This is a genomic window from Peribacillus sp. R9-11 (assembly GCF_031345095.1).
GTDB classification, from domain to species: domain Bacteria; phylum Bacillota; class Bacilli; order Bacillales; family DSM-1321; genus Peribacillus; species Peribacillus butanolivorans.
Window position 1 is genome coordinate 1,212,767 of sequence record NZ_CP133763.1, and the last position, 16,951, is coordinate 1,229,717.

Here is a 16,951-nt window from a genome sequence, read left to right on the forward strand (position 1 = left end):
CTTTTATGATAACAGATTACCGTTCTTTAAACATGCATCAATTGGATAAATATTCGGCAATTAAGTAGGAAATCCCTTTTTTTGACACAGTTTTATTACTGTGAGTAGTGGATTATAAAGATAAAAAAGGCATCCGTAAAATTAATGACGGTTACCTTTTTTTGGGGAATGTATATGGTTCGATATGAACAATCACATGTTGAATATTATATTCTTTTAAAAGGTTTTCCTCGATTTTCACCGTAATATCGTGGCTTTGGATGACGGTCAAAAGTGGGTTTACATGAACGGTAGCTTCGAGTAGAATTTCACTACCATGCATACGAGCTTTAATTTCACTCATGTTTTTAACACCTTCTGTTAATAAAATGGTTTGTCCGATTTGTTGTAGTAGCTGCTCGTCAAAACCATCGGTTAAAGAGATAGAAGCATCACGGAAAATATCCCAAGCTGTTTTACAGATGATGATTCCAACTACTAATGCAGCTATTGCATCTAGCCAGAAAATCCCTATCTTAGTACCTAAAATTCCTATAGAAGCACCAATACTGACCAGAGCATCAGACCGATTATCCTGTGCAACTGCATAAATGGAGGCGCTGTTAATTTTTTTGCTTAATGCTAAGTTGTAACGATAAATCCCGTACATAAAAATTGCGGAGAATATAGCAACATAAGCAGTCAGCATATTGGGAACCGTCGTTGAATCTTGATAGAAGAAAGATTTTACAGCACTAAAAATAACCTGCAGGCCAACTGTAATCATAATGAAGGCAGCTACTAACGAGGCTACAGTTTCCGCTCGCAAATGACCATATGAATGATTATCATCAGGTGGTCGCTTAGATATTTTTAATCCAATCAATACGGCTATGGAAGCGATGATGTCGGTTGTGTTATTTAAACCATCTGCCCATAGTCCCTTAGAGTCTCCAAAATAACCAAATGACAATTTAAGAGCAGACAAGAATATGTAAGCGGCAATACTGATATAGGCGCCTTTTTCAGCTGAAATTGAATGTTTATCCATGTCTATTCTCTCCCCAGTGTAAATTAGCCTTAATAAAGATATCAAAACAAACCTTAGTGAGTCTATAGAAAAATTGTCGTATTAATCCATCTAACTTGGTTAATAGCAGATGTATTGAACAAATGTAAAGAAGTTGGTTTAAAGAAAGAATATAGCCATTGTTAGGGATGGAAAGTTATAATAGTATTTGCATTTTCTTGTCTGCTCATTAGATAGAAACTAGTAGTATATTTTAACCGAGGATTAAAAATTAAATACTTCCAGAAGGGGAGCCAAAAAGGCTGAGAGTGAACCTGTAGAGTTCGGACGTTTTTCGGTTCCACTGCGACAAACAGCCAGTGCCATTTATACTGGGACTTATATGCAATTAGTTTTATTTTATCGGTAGTTGTCGCGCTGATGCTTTATTCGGCAGCTTCGAAGGTATTATTGAAAAAAAGCCGGATTCTATATCGAATCCGGCTTTTTTTGACGAATATCCAAACAAAGCCGGCACAAGAATGAGCCGGCTCCTTTTTACTTTGCAATAAATACCGAACAGGGGGCGTTTTTGGCGATGGAACTACTTGTACTGCCAAGAAAGAATTTTTCCAGCCCGCTTTTTGCGCTATTACCGACAACGATGAGGTCAGCCGCAGTTCTTGCTGCATAGTCACATACGCTATCAGGCGCATGTCCTTCCAATATTTCGAATTTTCCCTCAACTCGACATTCACTTAGCAATCTAAGTGTATTACTTTCTGCGTTTTGAACACTATTTTGGACAACAGAATGGGTATCATTTGTCTCTTGATGATCCGTTTGTTCAACCTCCACAACGGGATGTGTTTGGACAGGGTCTACATAAAATCCTGCAGCTGGCACAAATCCCGGGGCGGATGCGTTTCCTATGATACGCTGTTCAACTTTTTCATTTAGGACATGAACAACGGTCAGCTTAGCTTCAGGAAAGGCCTTTTTCAATGTTGCACCATATTCTACTGCCCGTTTACTGTCTTCATTTCCATTAAAAGCGACGACAATATGTTTCAAATCTTTCATTAATATCATCTCTCCCCATTTTTAATGTATTTAAAAGTGTTATACCCACTTTTAAATGGCTTCACGCCTATTGATTGTGTATATTGATCACAAACACATGTAAAGAAGAGTTAGTAAGCATACGCGTACAGGCTAGGGTGAATCTCCAGGCCCTTTCAGTTGAGTAGTCTGTTTTTTATCACTTTATAAATAAAAGGAGTAAGGAAGTGAATTTCAGGAGTAACCCGTTATAAGAAAAAAGAGAAGAGACCATTATGTCTCTGCCTTTTAGTCAAACGACGAGTTTTCTTTTATAAAAAGGGTAAAATATTTTTAATGAAGCATGTCTTAGATGGGAAAATGGGGGTTCAAATGAGAGGGTTAGTGAAAATAGGTCTGATTATTATATTGGCAATGGTAGTTTTTGGTGCCGGTTTACTATTTTATTTCAAGCAAGGTGCAGATATAAGTCTTCTACAAAATCATCTTCAGCAACCGACAGAGATCTATGATCTCGACGGAAATCTTGCCAGTACTATTACGGGCAATAAATCTGAAGGTGTTGCAATAGAGGAAATACCAGATCATATGAAACAAGCGGTTGTATCCATTGAGGATCATCGTTTTTATGAACATCATGGCATTGATTATCAAGGAATTTTGCGTGCCTTAGTTAAAAATGCGAAGGCAGGAAGTATTGTCGAAGGAGGGAGTACGCTTACCCAGCAGCTTGTGAAGATTACGATGCTGGAATCGGAACGAACTCTGAAACGGAAGGTAGAAGAGTTTTTTCTTGCTCAGGAAGTCGAAGATAAGTATACAAAAGATGAAATTCTAGAAATGTATTTGAATCAAGTCTATTTCGGGCATGGGGCATGGGGAATCAAAAAGGCCGCGAATATTTACTTTTCCAAGGAGGTCTCTGAATTGACCGTTGCCGAGGGGGCATTGCTTGCGGGTGTCATTAACCTTCCATCCAAACTTGATCCATACAAAAATTTAGACGGTGCAATGAAACGACGTGATTTAGTTCTTTCAAGAATGGCCGAACATGGGTATTTGACGGATGATGAAGAGGCTGCGGCGAAAAAAGATGAAGTGACTCTTCTTCAGGGTGAGCAAATGACTGATCCATTAAAAGGAAAGTATCCTTATTTTGTCGACCATGTTCTGTCGGAGGCATCCAGTAGGTATGGAATAGAGCTCGAGGAGTTGCTTACAAAGGGCTACAAAATATACACAACACTAGATCAATCCATGCAGCAGGCCACAGAAACCGTTTATGCCAACGATGCCAATTTTCCAGTTGGGACTAGTACAGATGAATTGGTTCAAAGCGGGGCAATCCTCCTTGATCCGAAAACAGGAGGGATCAAGGCTTTAGTCGGCGGCAGAGGTAAACATCAATTCATGGGATATAACCGGGCAACCCAATTGACGAGATCTCCTGGCTCGGCCATTAAACCGCTTGTTGTTTACACGCCAGCAGTTGAGGAGGGTTATGATATCACCACTCCTTTAAAGGATGAAAAAATGAGTTTTGGGGAATATGAGCCAACAAATCTAAGTGGCATTTATAAAGGAGAAGTACCGATGTACGAAGCGATGATGAATTCATTAAACGTACCTACTGTATGGCTATTAAATGAGATTGGTATCGATAAGGGATTGGATTCACTTAAGCGGTTTGGGATTCCATATAAAAAAGGTGACCGAAATCTAACAATTGCTTTAGGGGGCATGGACAAAGGGGTCTCCCCGCTGCAAATGGCAGGAGCCTTTTCCACTTTCGCCAACGATGGAAAACGATTGGAGTCGCATGCCATTATAAAAATAGAAAATATCGAGGGAAAAGAGGTAGGGGCTTGGGAAGAAAAAGCCATCAATGTAACCTCTAAGGGCGTCGTTGACAAAATGAATACAATGCTGCTTGGTACAGTAGAATATGGCACAGCAAAAAATGCAGCTGTTTCCGGTTATGAAGTTGCAGGTAAAACAGGATCCACACAAGTTCCAATCGAAGGAATATCAGGGGTTAAAGATCAATGGTTTATCGGTTATACACCTTCGTTAGTAGGTGCTGTCTGGGCCGGGTATGATAAGACTGATGAAAAACATTATCTGACGACACATAGTAGTGAGGGGAGTGCGATTATTTTTCAAAAAATAATGTCGCAGGCTTTACGAAATCAGGCGTCACAATCTTTTAATACACAAGACATCGGGCCGCTTATAGCGGAACAACAGGCACTTATAGCGGAACAACAAGCAAAAAAAGAAGAGGTGCAAAGAAAGCAATATTGGATTGACAAAGGTAATCAGATTCGGGAAGGATTGAATAAATGGAAAGACTGGAAGGTCCCATGGTGAAAGTCCAAAGGGAGCATGGATTACATGCTCTTTTCTCGTTCATTCAGTCACAATAAAAGACTGTCAGATGTTTGACAGCCTTTCATCATTCTTTAAAAAATAAGATTAGCTATAAAGCCTATAACGACAATTGCGCCGATTACCATTAAAATGGTTCTCATTATATACACCCTCTTCTATACGTAGTTAGAATTTATTAAATGTTAACTGTTTGGTTCGATTGAAAACCGAGTTTATTTGAATCATTCTTTTTGCATATAGTCTGTACTTTTTCGAGCATAGCTTGTACATTCTCGCCTTCAAGTATGACTTTCATAGTTGCACACTCCTGAAGAATGAGTACAAAAGAGACAAATGTAGAGAGTTTCTTGGCTTCGACTAATTTATGGTTGCAGATAAAATAGATATTACCTTTAAATTCTTTTGTAACTTGATATAAGTTCATAATTTGACGCATGGATAATCGTTTATTTGTTTTAATGTCCGAGGAAATTACTTTATTCATGTTGTCTACTCCTTTTGTGTTTTTATACTTTTAGCAAGCATAATCAAAATGTCAGTTTAGCTACAATTTTTTTAAAAAAGAACAACTATCTTTGTCCTTTTATGTAATTGTTAGCGGGTTATGCTGTATATTTACCCGTGTCAATGAATTTAAAACCTATTAGAAAATTTCAACTTATGAAAGGGAGAAGGAACAATGCTTAAACTTATCAAAAATGGAGAGATTTATGGACCGGATTTTATGGGTCAAAAAGATATCCTATTGGTTGGAAAGCAAATTGGTTACATGGAGGATCAGATTGATGTACCTGTTGATTTTGTTGAAATGGAAGTGATTGATGCGGCTGGTAAAATTATTGTTCCAGGTTTTATTGATGCACATGTCCATATCATCGGTGGAGGAGGAGAAGGTGGCTTTAAAACAAGGACTCCTGAAATTCAGTTAACCGATGCAACATTAGCTGGTATAACGACATTAATTGGAGTCATCGGAACTGATGGAACGACAAGAACGATGCCAGGGTTGCTTGCTAAAGCGAGAGCTCTTGAAGAAGAAGGAATTAGCTGTTATGTTCAGACTGGTTCGTATCAAGTACCAGTCAAGACTCTTACAGGGAAAATTGAAGATGATTTAATTTTAGTGGATAAAATTATCGGGGTAGGCGAAATCGCTATTGCCGATCATCGTTCCTCGCAGCCGACTGCAGCGGAATTGGCGAAACTAGCATCACAGGCCCGTAATGGAGGACTTTTGTCCGGGAAAAGCGGTATCGTCAACATTCATGTAGGTGACAGCAAGAATCATGTACGGGTAATCGAAGAAGTCGTGGAGACAACTGAAATACCGATCACACAGTTTTACCCGACGCATATTAACCGCAATCAGCATTTATTCAATGCGGGGATAGAATTTGCAAAAAAAGGCGGCTATATTGATTTTACGACAAGTACCATCAAGAAGTTCCTAGAAGAAGGAGAAGTAAAGGCAAGTACAGCAATAAAACGAGCACTCGATGAAGGCGTTGATATTCGGCAGATCACCCTCACTTCAGATGGACAAGCGAGCCTGCCTGACTTTGATAGCAGCGGAAATCTGCGCGGTTTGAACATTGGTACGTGTATGTCCTTATATGATGCAGTAGTCGATGCGATTCTCGAGGACGGAGTCACAATAGCCGATGCAATCCGTGTTGTGACTGAAAATCCGGCAAATATTTTAAAGCTCGGTAATAAAGGGCGGATCGAGGTAGCTAGAGACGCCGACTTAGTTATAGTTAAAAAAGAAACATTTGAAATTGATACAGTAATCGCAAGGGGACAAATTATGGTAAAAGAGGGAATAGCGGTCGTGAAAGGTACATTTGAAAAATAGGGATCACTCCCGTATCCTCGAAGCGGAAAAGGAAATAAAACTTTCTTTCTGTTCTGTTAGAAATGTTAAGGTAGGGCTCCTTAACATAATGAACTTTGATTTACGGTTGATATGTTCATCCACGGTCTTTAGCAAACTGGGCCACTCGATACTTCACTAAATGATGTTAATTCTTACTTTGTTATCCCTCCTTATCTTAAAGTTGCCTTTGGCGGTGTGGCTGAACTGATTTATCAATCTCTTCGATCAATCAAGTTGAAAATAGTTTTATACAACTAAAGATATAAAAAATACCTCCAAAGTCCCGCAATTCTAACACGGTAAATTTCTTCATTATTGAAATCATTTGTTGCTTCGAGTTCAGATTCTCCTTCCCTAAAACTTACAGTATTGATTGGCCGGATTCTCAAATTAGATGCTCGCAAAAGGTAGGAAAGCGGTTAAGTAAAGAATGGAACAAGTTGTACTTGTTCCATTCTTTTTTTTTGTGCACCCGGTATGGATACAATTTATAGGGTACGCGCCCCCGAAACAATCGAAATTAATTTCATCAAGTTGAAGAAATTATAGTAGTTTGATTTGGATTTTTCCATTAATGTTACGAATTTTCAAAATGAAGGTGAAGTATACGATAACACATTCTAAATAAAGGTAATATACAAAAAATTCATTCTATTTAACATATTATTAAAACCCTTGATGTATTATCCTTTTATATAAGCAAATATAGTTTATGAAGAAGCATTTATTTAAAAACATAAAAGACCAAAGAAAATTTTTGGGCTGTTATTTCATGACTGTTCAAATCCTTGGTAAGTTTGCTAATCAAATCTATCTTAAGGGGAGAAATGAAATGGAAAAGACGGAAAACCCAATTTTGAAAGCGTATTCAAAAGAGAATTTACCGGAAATGTATCAGGTATTAGCTCCAAATGGAGAGATAATTGAATCAATTGATGGAAAAATTGATAAATCACTCATGCTTAAGATGTATGAAAGTATGCTATTGCTTAGGATGTTTGACCGTAAATCAGTTAATCTTCAGCGCCAAGGAAGAATGGGGACTTATGCACCCTTCGAGGGGCAGGAGGCATCCCAAATTGGCAGCGCTTTAGCATTATCGGCAGGGGATTGGATGTTTCCCACTTACCGTGATCATGCAGCGGCAATTATTCATGGACAGGAGATGTATCGTGTTTTTCTATACTGGATGGGGCACGTAGAGGGTTCAATCTGTCCGGAAGGAAAACGAACTATGCCTCCTTGTGTTCCTATTGCGACTCAAATGGTTCACGCGGTAGGTACGGCTTGGGCAAGTAAGCTTAAAGGAGAAGAGAATGTAAGCATTGCTTATTTTGGTGATGGTGCTACTTCTGAAGGGGATTTTCATGAGGCACTGAATTTTGCCGGTGTATATAAAACCCCAACAATCTTTTTCTGCCAAAATAATGGCTACGCTATCAGTGTGCCTTTTGAAAAGCAATCTGCTTCTAAGACTATATCTCAGCGTGCTGATGCGTATGATATCCATGGTGTTCGTGTAGATGGAAATGATATCTTTGCAGTTTGGCTGACTGTAAAGGAAGCAGTCGAAAGAGCGCTTAAAGGTGAAGGTCCTACTTTGATTGAAGCTATTACCTTTCGATATGGTGCCCATACTACTGCAGACAATCCAAACATATATCGTAATCAGGAGGATATTTCAACATTCTGGAGGGAAAATCGCGATCCGATTACACGTCTTAAAAAGTTGTTGATAAAAAAGGGATTCTGGAATGAGGAGCAGGAGGAAATGGTGTTAAAACAAATTAGCGAACAGATTGACACTCACCTCCAAAAAGCAGAAGAGTACCCTAAAGCCGATCCGCTCGATATGTTTAACCATGTTTATGCTGAAGAGTCATGGCACATAAATGAACAGCAGCAAGAATTGAAACAAGTCTTAAAGAGGGATGTGAAGAAGTAATGAGCCAACATTTAACTATGATTCAGGCTATTACAGAAGCAATGGACCAAAAGCTTGGTCAGGATGATCGCGTGATGATCTTAGGTCAGGATATTGGAGTAAACGGTGGAGTTTTCCGTTCAACGGAAGGCCTATTTGAGAAGTACGGAAAGGATCGAGTTGTAGATACACCATTAGCTGAGGCTGGAATCATTGGCTCTGCAATTGGTTTAGCTCTTAATGGAATGGTTCCCGTGGTAGAAATTCAATTTCTTGCATTTATTTATCCAGGATTCGAGCAGATTGTTTCCCATGCTGCCCGTATGAGATACCGTACTCGGGGACAATTTGGGGTGCCCCTTGTTATCCGTACACCATATGGTGCTGGAATCAGAGGTCCTGAGCTTCACTCCGAAAGTGTCGAAACCTTCTTTGCCCACACTCCGGGTTTAAAGGTGGTTGCACCTAGTAATCCTTATGACGCAAAAGGACTACTCATTTCTGCCATCGAAGATCCTGATCCGGTAATCTTTTTGGAGCCGACTAAATTGTATCGAGCTTTTAAGGAAGAAGTTCCTAAAGAGATGTATCGAATACCAATTGGTCAAGCAAAAGTGGTTCAGGAGGGAAGCGACTTAACCATTTTTGCATGGGGAGCTATGTTAAGAGAAGCATTGAATGCCGCTAAAAAGATTGAAAATGAAAAAGGTTGGAAGTGTGAAGTAGTCGATCTTCGAACACTATACCCGTTAGATCGGGATACGATCGTAAAATCCATAAAAAAAACAGGTCGCGGATTAGTCGTTCATGAAGCTCATAAGTCATCCGGATTAGGTGCGGAGATTATCTCTATTATTAATGATGAAGCCCTTATTTACCTTAAAGCCCCTATTAAGCGTGTGACAGGATTTGATGTTCCAGTTCCGCAGTTTTCAGTAGAAGATCATTATCTACCTACTGTTGAACGTGTAAAACAAGGAATAATGGAAACGATTTCATTTTAATTAATGAATAAGGGAGAAGGAGGAACAAGCATGGTAGAATTTAAACTTCCTGATGTAGGTGAAGGGATGCATGAAGGAGAAATTATCAAGTGGCTCATTAAAGAAGGAGAATCAGTAACGCAGGACCAACCGATAGTAGAAGTACAAACGGATAAGGTCAATGCGGAATTGACTGCCCCAGCAACGGGCGTGGTCAAGAAAATACTCTTTACTGAAGGGGATATTGTAGAAGTAGGAACCACTATATTTACTATTCAAGAAGAGAACGATATTTCTGTTCCGGAAACATTTGTTATTGAAAAAGAGCCCCCGGTTATGCAACCTGCTGATGTAAAAGTAAATTCAGAGGATATAACAAGTAAACCACATCTTGAGGCAGCTCGTGTGTTGGCTACTCCATATGTACGTCAAATGGCTAGGGAAATGAAGGTTGATATCCAGCAGGTTAAAGGTTCTGGGCCTGCTGGACGAATAATAGAAAGTGATTTGCAACAGTTTATAGAAAATAATCAATTTAAACAGGCCAATGACAATAATAACAACGATAATAATATACTTCAAGATGCAGCTCCTATTGAAACTGTTCAGGAAAAAGTAATGGAAAAAGGGTTAGAAGAGCGGATTCTGCTTAAGGGTATTCGAAAAAAAATCGCTGAACATATGGTAAAGTCAGTTTCGACTATTCCACATGTAACCCATGTAGATGAATTAGAAATGGATAGAATAAAGGAATTAAAAGATCAATTAAAGACGTATTCAGACAACAAGGATATTAAATTGACTTTTTTACCATTCTTCGTTAAGGCTATTGTTATCGCACTAAAGGAGTTTAAAACATTAAATGCTTCAATTGATGAAAAGACAAATGAAATGGTATTGAAAAATTATTATCATATTGGGATTGCCACGAATACGAACGATGGTCTCATTGTTCCTGTTATTAAAAATGCAGATCAGAAAACAATTTTCCAGCTAGCTGATGAAATTAGACAAATGGCAATCCAAGCTCGAGAAGGGAAGTTGAGCTTAGAGCAGATTACTGGTAGTACATTTACCATTAGCAATGTTGGACCAATCGGTGGGTTGCATGCGACTCCAATCATTAACTATCCCGAAGCGGCAATTTTAGCGTTGCATAAAATGGAACCTCGCATGGTTGTTCGCGATTTGGAAGGTGTTATCCGCTTGATGATGAATATGTCGTTATCTTTCGATCATCGTTTAATTGATGGCGTAACAGCGGTACGTTTTACAAATCGGATTAAGGAACTACTGGAAAACCCAATTCTTTTAGTTGTGGAGATGAGATAAATGGTAGTAGGGGAAGTTGCTATAGAAACAGATGTTATCATTATAGGAGGAGGTCCGGGAGGATATGCTGCAGCTATTCGTCTCGGACAGTTAGGGAAATCAGTTGTTCTAATTGAAAAGGATAAGCTGGGTGGTGTTTGCCTCAATCGGGGATGCATACCTTCGAAGGCTCTAATACATACAGCTGATCAATTTCATAGGCTTAACGATTATGAAAAAATGGGAATTCAACTACCTCAAGAGAAAACAGCAGTTGACTTAAATGTATGGCAGGATTGGAAAAAGGGCATCATTTCTCAGTTGAACCAAGGTATATCCCATTTATGTAAAGAAAATGGAGTAACGATGGTGAAAGGTCGAGCAACCTTTTTATCTGATGACCGCATCGGAGTAGAAACCGATGGTGATTTTGAAACCTATAAGTTTGAACATGCAATTATTGCGACAGGGTCTAGACCGTTTATTCCTTCGTTCCTTAATGTAGATGGAAGATATATTTTGGATTCGACAGCATCGTTACAGCTAAAAGAAGTTCCACCTAGCTTGTCGATTATCGGCGGAGGCTATATCGGTATCGAAATGGGTATGGCTTTTGCAAAGTTAGGTACTCAAGTAACAATTATTGAGATGGCTAATCGTATTCTCCCTCAGGTTGCTGACAACTTGGTCAAGGAAGTAATCCGTAATGCTAAGAAGCTTGGGATAAATCTTAAAACATCTACAAGGGTAGAAAAAGCCATTGTGGAAGATGGACAAGTTCACCTTCATGTTTTTTCGGAAAAGCATGGGACAGAAGTGATTGTGAGCGAGAAGACCCTAGTAACAATTGGCAGGATTCCTAACACTCAAGAGATTGGCCTAAATCAGGCTGGCATTGCGGTAGATGAAAAAGACTATATAGCAGTAGACACGGAATGTCGTACTAATGTTCCACATATCTTTGCTATTGGTGACATCACACCTGGTCCAGCTCTTGCTCACCGAGCGTCTAAACAGGGAATAGTGGCAGCAGAAGTAATAGGAGGTTTGCCAAGTGCCATTGATTCCACTTTTGTTCCCTATGTAATCTTCTCAGATCCACAAATTGCAGGGGTGGGCTTCAGCCGTGAAGAAGCGGAACAACAGGGATATAGCGTTAAAGCTGGAAAATTCCCATTCAGTGCCAACGGACGGGCGCTTGCAACGAATGAAACAGAGGGATTTGCAGAAGTGATCGTGGATGCTAAAAGCCACATTTTACTTGGAATGCATATGGTTGGCGCTGATGCATCTAACCTTATAGGTGAAGGAGTACTGGCCCTTGAATTGTCAGCTCGTGTAGAAGATATAGCTCTGAGCATGCATCCACATCCAACTTTGACTGAAGGTTGGATGGAAGCGGCGGAAGCAGTTTTGGGGCATGCAATCCACATTGTAAATAAGTAAGGATAAATGGAGGAAATTAATTTATTAGGGGTTACTTATAACAATGTAATCCCTAATTAATAGTGTTCTAGTTAATAGATAAAAGATAGAGATAGAGATAGAGATAGAGATAGAGTGGGTTTAATGAGCCCATCTTAACGTTAAAAGTAAATCTAGATCCGTATTAAGTTATTAGTTCAATGACCCTATTTCCATAATCAAACTGAAATACAGCATTTATCCAAGTGAAAATTATCAGCCTGAAGCTATCCTTCTTGTAATATTTACGGTAAACTTTAGCTTGCCGTCTTTTCATGTTTCCACTCCTTTGTCATAACGGTTGATAAGTATTAAACTTATCAAGTCGCCATTCAATAGATGAAACAGAGTGATTAATTTTTTATTCAGAAAATTAACAGAATAAAGGAGGAATAAGTAATGGAATCAAATAATGGGTCTCTACAAAAGAAGTTGTTGCCGCGACATATTAGCATGATGGCAATGGGAGGAGCAATAGGTACTGGGATTTTTAAAGGAAGTTCTGAAACCATATCGTTAGCAGGACCAGGAGTTATCCTTACTTATATTTTTGCAGGATTATTACTTCTTGTGGTCATGGGAGCTATAGCAGAAATGGCAATCGTCTATCCAAATACAAATATGAAGGGTTTTGTTCAGAAAGCGTTTGGTAAACGTAGTTCCTTCATTATAGGCTGGATGTATTGTTTCATGTGGCTGTCCGTATGTGTTATTGAGGTAGTAGTGGCAGGGAGTTTCTTGCAATACTGGCTTCCATCTATTCCACTTTGGATATTAAGTTTAGGCTGTGCTGCCCTAATCATTGGAATTAACATGATGAATGTTAAAAATTATGGAGAATTTGAATTTTGGTTTGCTGGAATTAAAATTACAATGATTATAGTATTTATTCTCTTAGGAGCTAGTATTTTATTTGGAATTATCCCAAGCGGCGGAACTAATTATCTACAAAACTTTACAGAGCACGGTGGTTTTTTTCCTAATGGCTGGATGTCAATATTTTCAGCTTTGCTAATTGTTATGTTTTCTTACGGCGGTTCAGAATTAATAGGAGTAACAGTAACAGAAGCAAAGGATGCAGAACGTATTTTACCTAAGGTTATAAAAAGCTATATTTGGAGAGTTATATTATTTTTCACCTTACCGATACTTGTAATATGCGGTTTAATTCCTTGGAACGAAATTAGCGACCAGTCAAGTCCGTTTGTACAGGTATTGTCAATGTCAGGCTTTCAGGGATCTGCCCACATAATGAACTTTATTTTAATTACAGCTGTCTTATCTGCAGCTAACTCTGGAATATATGGTTGTACACGGATGTTGCATTCTTTAGCTGCAGAGGGGGAAGCTCCAAAGTCTTTCTCTTATGTATCGAAAAATGGTGTTCCATTATATAGTTTACTACTAAGTGCCGTTGTTTTAATCGCGGGCTCCATGATTACCTACGTTGCACAGGACAAAGCATTTACCTTATTAATGGCGTTTCCGGGTTTTGTGGTATCACTTGTATGGATCAGTATTTGTTTAGCGCAGCTAAAACTTCGCAATTCATATCCTAAAGCTCCGAGCTTTAAATTGTGGGGCTTCCCGTACGTAACATTGTTTACAGTAATTACATTAAGCATCATTTGTGTCATGTTTGTGTTTAGTGAACAGAATCGGGTCAGTATCATTGCTTGTCTTATTGTATTGGTAGGATTAATCGCGATTTCAATCGTTAAATTTAAAAGTGTGGATGAACAGGAAACAATTATAAAGGAAAAGAGAATGGTTAAATAAATCCACGTAAAAGATACGACATGGGCAAAGGGCGTCTATGTCGTATCTTTTATGCTTATCAATCCTTGATTATTTTGCAACTATATTTCGATCTGTCATGTACTAAGCGTTTTATTGATTACATTTTGTAAGGATTTTATGAACCTCTCATTTTCAAGTGGAGTACCGATGGTCACACGGATAGTATTTTCATAGCCAAGTAAATGACCAGATCGGATGATGACCCCTTGTTTTAATAGCTCCTCAAAGACGTACCTGCCAGGATGATTTAGTTTGACCATTATAAAGTTGGCATGAGAAGGAAAGAATGTTAATCCCATCTCGCTTAGTTCGTTTTCTAAATATCTTCTTCCTTCCTCATTCTTACGAGTACATTGTGCTACAAATGCAGGGTCGTCCAGAGAAGCGAAGGCTGCTGCCTGTGCTAAGCGATTGGTATTAAATGGTTCTTTCACTTTAATTAGCTCTTGTACGATGGAAACGTCCATTAAACCGTATCCGATCCTTAATGCAGCCAATCCATATATCTTTGAAAAAGTACGTAAAATGACTAGATTTGAATGGGTATTTAGAAGTGGCAAGGTTTCTAAAAAGTCTTCATCCTCAACATATTCATAGTATGCTTCATCAACGATTAGTATAATATGTTTCGGCACCTTCTCGATAAAAGATCTTAACTTTTCTTTTTGAACGATCGTTCCTGTTGGATTATTGGGATTACAAACAAAAATCATTCTTGTTTTTTCAGTAATGGCCTCATACATACCCTGTAGGTCATGTACGCCATTAATAAGAGGTATCTTTACAGGTGTGCCACCGTCAATCAATACATTCGTTTCATATCGTGGAAATGTAACGTCAGCCATAATGACTTCATCATTATGTTGAATGTAGGTTCGTGTTAACAAACGTATAACTTCATCAGATCCATTACCTAAGATAATATTATCTTGTTTGATATTTAATTTCCTTGCTAACTTTTCAGCTAATGACGGTGCCATTCCTTCAGGATAAAATGAGGTTTTCTCCATTTCGATAAGCATGGACTCTTTTGCTAGAGGTGAGCAACCATATGGATTCTCATTGGATGCCAATTTAACGATACTTTCAAGTCCTAGTTCGCGTTGTACTTCTTCAATTGGTTTACCGGAAACATATGCGCTTAGGTTTTCAATGTTTTTTCGAACAAGAATTTTTGTGAAAGTCAATGCAAGTTCCTCCCTTTGATAAATTCTGAATTTTCTTTTTCTATTAATGGTTTTAATGATAGAATAATAACTGTTAAATTTACATACAAAAAAGAATGTATTTTCTGCTTTCCATACACCATTTTAAAGAAATATAAGCTTATATTCCTTCATTATGAAAGGCGGTTGCTTCATGGATGAAATAGATGTCAGTTTACTAGAACTTTTACAATTAAATGGACGTATCACGATTAGTGAATTATCAAAGAAATTGGCTCTTAGTCGACCTAGTATTTCTGAACGTATGTATCGCTTACAAGAAAAGGGGATTATAGAAGGGTTTAGTGCCAGAGTTTCACCACCGGCAATAGGAAGAGGAGTACTTGTGTTTATTCAAGTAAGTGAACTTAAAGTTTCTGTTCCTGATTTTGAGCAATTAGTCAAAGGTGATTTAGACATTATTGAGTGTCATCGCGTAACAGGAACAGTAGGATATTTTTTAAAAGCCGCTTTAGCTGATATGGACAGCATGAGAATTCTTATAGATCGATTAATACCCTATGGACATTTAAATACTTCTATAGTTTTAACATCCCCAGTACCTTCTCGCTCCATTCTTCCAAAGATTAATCAGTTAGAAGATCAAGGTGCAAAATTCTAGATTGAATTTAATCTTCAAAGCTATTAGATACTAAAACTATTTCAAGTCAAACATTACTATATTAAATGGTCAGTTGAACAGTTGAACATACTGATGGTTGAGAACAATAACGTTTTGGAATTCAACTGCTTAGTATGAATCTTTTACAGAAAGGAACAAGGCAAATGCCTGTTCCTTTTTAACATTATTTTAAATCCATCAAAGCCCCGAAATATTGCTGTGCAGTTGTAAAACAAATGAAAGCTAATAGTTCCGATATCTCTTCATCGCTAAATGTTTCCTTTAACACATCAATGAATGTTTGCTCCGTATTTTCGCGTTTTAGGAGAAATACCTCTGCAAAAGCTACTGCATAGCTTTCTTTAATATCGTCTGGTTTCAATGGACGACCTTTTGCTTGACAGTATGCACATCCGTTACCATATGCAAGAACCCTTCTGACATTTTCCTTTAATTCCTTTGAAAGTTTCCCGTCTGTAGATATACACTCTGAAAGGTCCGACCATTTAAGTGAAATATCCTCCGAATGAAATAGTCGTTGAAACGGACTGGACCCAATAGCTGAATGTTTAATTCTTGTCATGAGCATCTCCCCTTTGAGATAATCATATAATAAACATCTAGGTAAATTAATTGCATTTGTAAAGTATTTAAGAGTAATAATATATAGATGAAAGAAAAAGAAAGGGAATACTAATTATATGAAAATTGATAAAAAAGACCGTAGCATTCTTGATGAATTAACGATAAATAGTCGGGTTTCTATGAGGGAACTGGCAAAGAAAGTGAATTTATCTGCCCCCACTGTTACAGAACGGGTTCGGCAGATGGAGTCTTACGGAATAATAAAAGGGTATGTTGCCGAGATTGATCATAAAAAGATTGGTTTTCCGATTGAATGTATCGTAGAAGCAACAGTGAAAAATGGGGAGTATGACCGATTCAAGAGCTATATTGCCAAGCTTCCGAATGTTGATTTTTGTTTTCGAATTGCCGGACAGACTTGTTATATGTTGAAAATACATAGTGAAAGTCTCCCAAAAGTGGAAGAGTTCATCAATCAGATAATCCCTTATGCTACAACAGTGACACATGTGATTCTTTCCGAGGTAGAGCGGACTCAGTAATAAGAATATTTTTATCGTTAACGAATTCATTCACTTAAACGACATATAAGTATAAATGTTATGGCTAAGAGAGTGGAGTGAGTCCGTACCACAGTTTAAGTGAGAGACACATAACAATAATCAAGCCAATTAATTTGAAGCATTATACGGTTTTTCTTATGCAACTATCGGGGCAGGATAGTTCAAGAGTACATAAGG

Annotated in this window: 14 protein-coding genes; 9 read left to right on the top strand and 5 right to left on the bottom strand. The window is 38.2% G+C overall.

The features are described 5' to 3' along the window. Window positions 1-151: 151 nt before the first annotated feature. Both RE409_RS05825 and RE409_RS05830 read right to left on the bottom strand, forming a co-directional pair. Window positions 152-1,030 carry a cation diffusion facilitator family transporter gene (locus RE409_RS05825; RefSeq protein WP_201182143.1) on the bottom strand — a complete coding sequence of 293 codons (879 nt, stop codon included), beginning with the start codon at window positions 1,028-1,030 and terminating at the stop codon, window positions 152-154. A 516-nt stretch (window positions 1,031-1,546) separates the two neighbouring features. Next, on the bottom strand, window positions 1,547-2,071 hold the full coding sequence (locus tag RE409_RS05830; protein ID WP_201221820.1) for a universal stress protein: 525 nt from the start codon (window positions 2,069-2,071) through the stop codon (window positions 1,547-1,549). Between the two features lie 315 nt (window positions 2,072-2,386). Between RE409_RS05830 and RE409_RS05835 the strand changes: the two genes are divergently transcribed. Next, complete coding sequence (locus RE409_RS05835; protein WP_201221818.1) at window positions 2,387-4,420, top strand: transglycosylase domain-containing protein; 2,034 nt, start codon at window positions 2,387-2,389, stop codon at window positions 4,418-4,420. Between the two features lie 196 nt (window positions 4,421-4,616). On the opposite strand, the gene RE409_RS05840 is transcribed toward RE409_RS05835, so the two are convergent. After that, window positions 4,617-4,925, bottom strand: coding sequence for a hypothetical protein (locus RE409_RS05840; RefSeq protein ID WP_056520436.1), 309 nt, complete (start codon window positions 4,923-4,925; stop codon window positions 4,617-4,619). 195 nt (window positions 4,926-5,120) lie between these two features. Between RE409_RS05840 and iadA the strand changes: the two genes are divergently transcribed. The 6 genes from iadA to RE409_RS05870 all read left to right on the top strand — a co-directional run bounded on the left by iadA (window position 5,121) and on the right by RE409_RS05870 (window position 13,778). Further along, a complete protein-coding gene (iadA, locus tag RE409_RS05845) occupies window positions 5,121-6,296 on the top strand; it encodes a beta-aspartyl-peptidase (RefSeq protein WP_201182137.1) in 1,176 nt (391 codons plus the stop codon). 853 nt (window positions 6,297-7,149) lie between these two features. Then, window positions 7,150-8,262: a pyruvate dehydrogenase (acetyl-transferring) E1 component subunit alpha gene (gene pdhA / locus RE409_RS05850; protein ID WP_201221816.1), complete on the top strand. Its 1,113-nt coding sequence runs from the start codon at window positions 7,150-7,152 to the stop codon at window positions 8,260-8,262. Then, entirely contained in the window at window positions 8,262-9,245 is a 984-nt protein-coding gene (locus tag RE409_RS05855; RefSeq protein WP_056520441.1) for an alpha-ketoacid dehydrogenase subunit beta, read from the top strand. Before pdhA ends, RE409_RS05855 begins: the two co-directional genes overlap by 1 nt. 30 nt (window positions 9,246-9,275) lie before the next feature. After that, the gene (locus RE409_RS05860; RefSeq protein ID WP_201221814.1) at window positions 9,276-10,556 is read left to right on the top strand and encodes a dihydrolipoamide acetyltransferase family protein; all 1,281 of its coding nucleotides are present in this window, start codon (window positions 9,276-9,278) and stop codon (window positions 10,554-10,556) included. Then, on the top strand, window positions 10,557-11,981 hold the full coding sequence (gene lpdA, locus RE409_RS05865) for a dihydrolipoyl dehydrogenase (protein ID WP_309558684.1): 1,425 nt from the start codon (window positions 10,557-10,559) through the stop codon (window positions 11,979-11,981). A gap of 417 nt (window positions 11,982-12,398) precedes the next feature. Beyond that, window positions 12,399-13,778, top strand: coding sequence for an amino acid permease (locus RE409_RS05870; RefSeq protein WP_309558685.1), 1,380 nt, complete (start codon window positions 12,399-12,401; stop codon window positions 13,776-13,778). 95 nt (window positions 13,779-13,873) lie between these two features. Here RE409_RS05870 and hisC read toward each other — a convergent pair whose 3' ends face one another. After that, entirely contained in the window at window positions 13,874-14,986 is a 1,113-nt protein-coding gene (hisC, locus tag RE409_RS05875; RefSeq protein WP_309558686.1) for a histidinol-phosphate transaminase, read from the bottom strand. A gap of 172 nt (window positions 14,987-15,158) precedes the next feature. Here hisC and RE409_RS05880 point away from each other — a divergent pair, with 172 nt between their 5' ends. Beyond that, complete coding sequence (locus tag RE409_RS05880; RefSeq protein ID WP_201182119.1) at window positions 15,159-15,626, top strand: Lrp/AsnC family transcriptional regulator; 468 nt, start codon at window positions 15,159-15,161, stop codon at window positions 15,624-15,626. Between the two features lie 184 nt (window positions 15,627-15,810). Here the strand turns inward: RE409_RS05880 and RE409_RS05885 are convergent, their stop codons facing one another. Beyond that, window positions 15,811-16,209: a carboxymuconolactone decarboxylase family protein gene (locus tag RE409_RS05885; protein WP_309558688.1), complete on the bottom strand. Its 399-nt coding sequence runs from the start codon at window positions 16,207-16,209 to the stop codon at window positions 15,811-15,813. 118 nt (window positions 16,210-16,327) lie between these two features. Between RE409_RS05885 and RE409_RS05890 the strand changes: the two genes are divergently transcribed. Beyond that, the gene (locus RE409_RS05890) at window positions 16,328-16,753 is read left to right on the top strand and encodes an Lrp/AsnC family transcriptional regulator (protein ID WP_309558689.1); all 426 of its coding nucleotides are present in this window, start codon (window positions 16,328-16,330) and stop codon (window positions 16,751-16,753) included. Window positions 16,754-16,951: the final 198 nt, after the last annotated feature.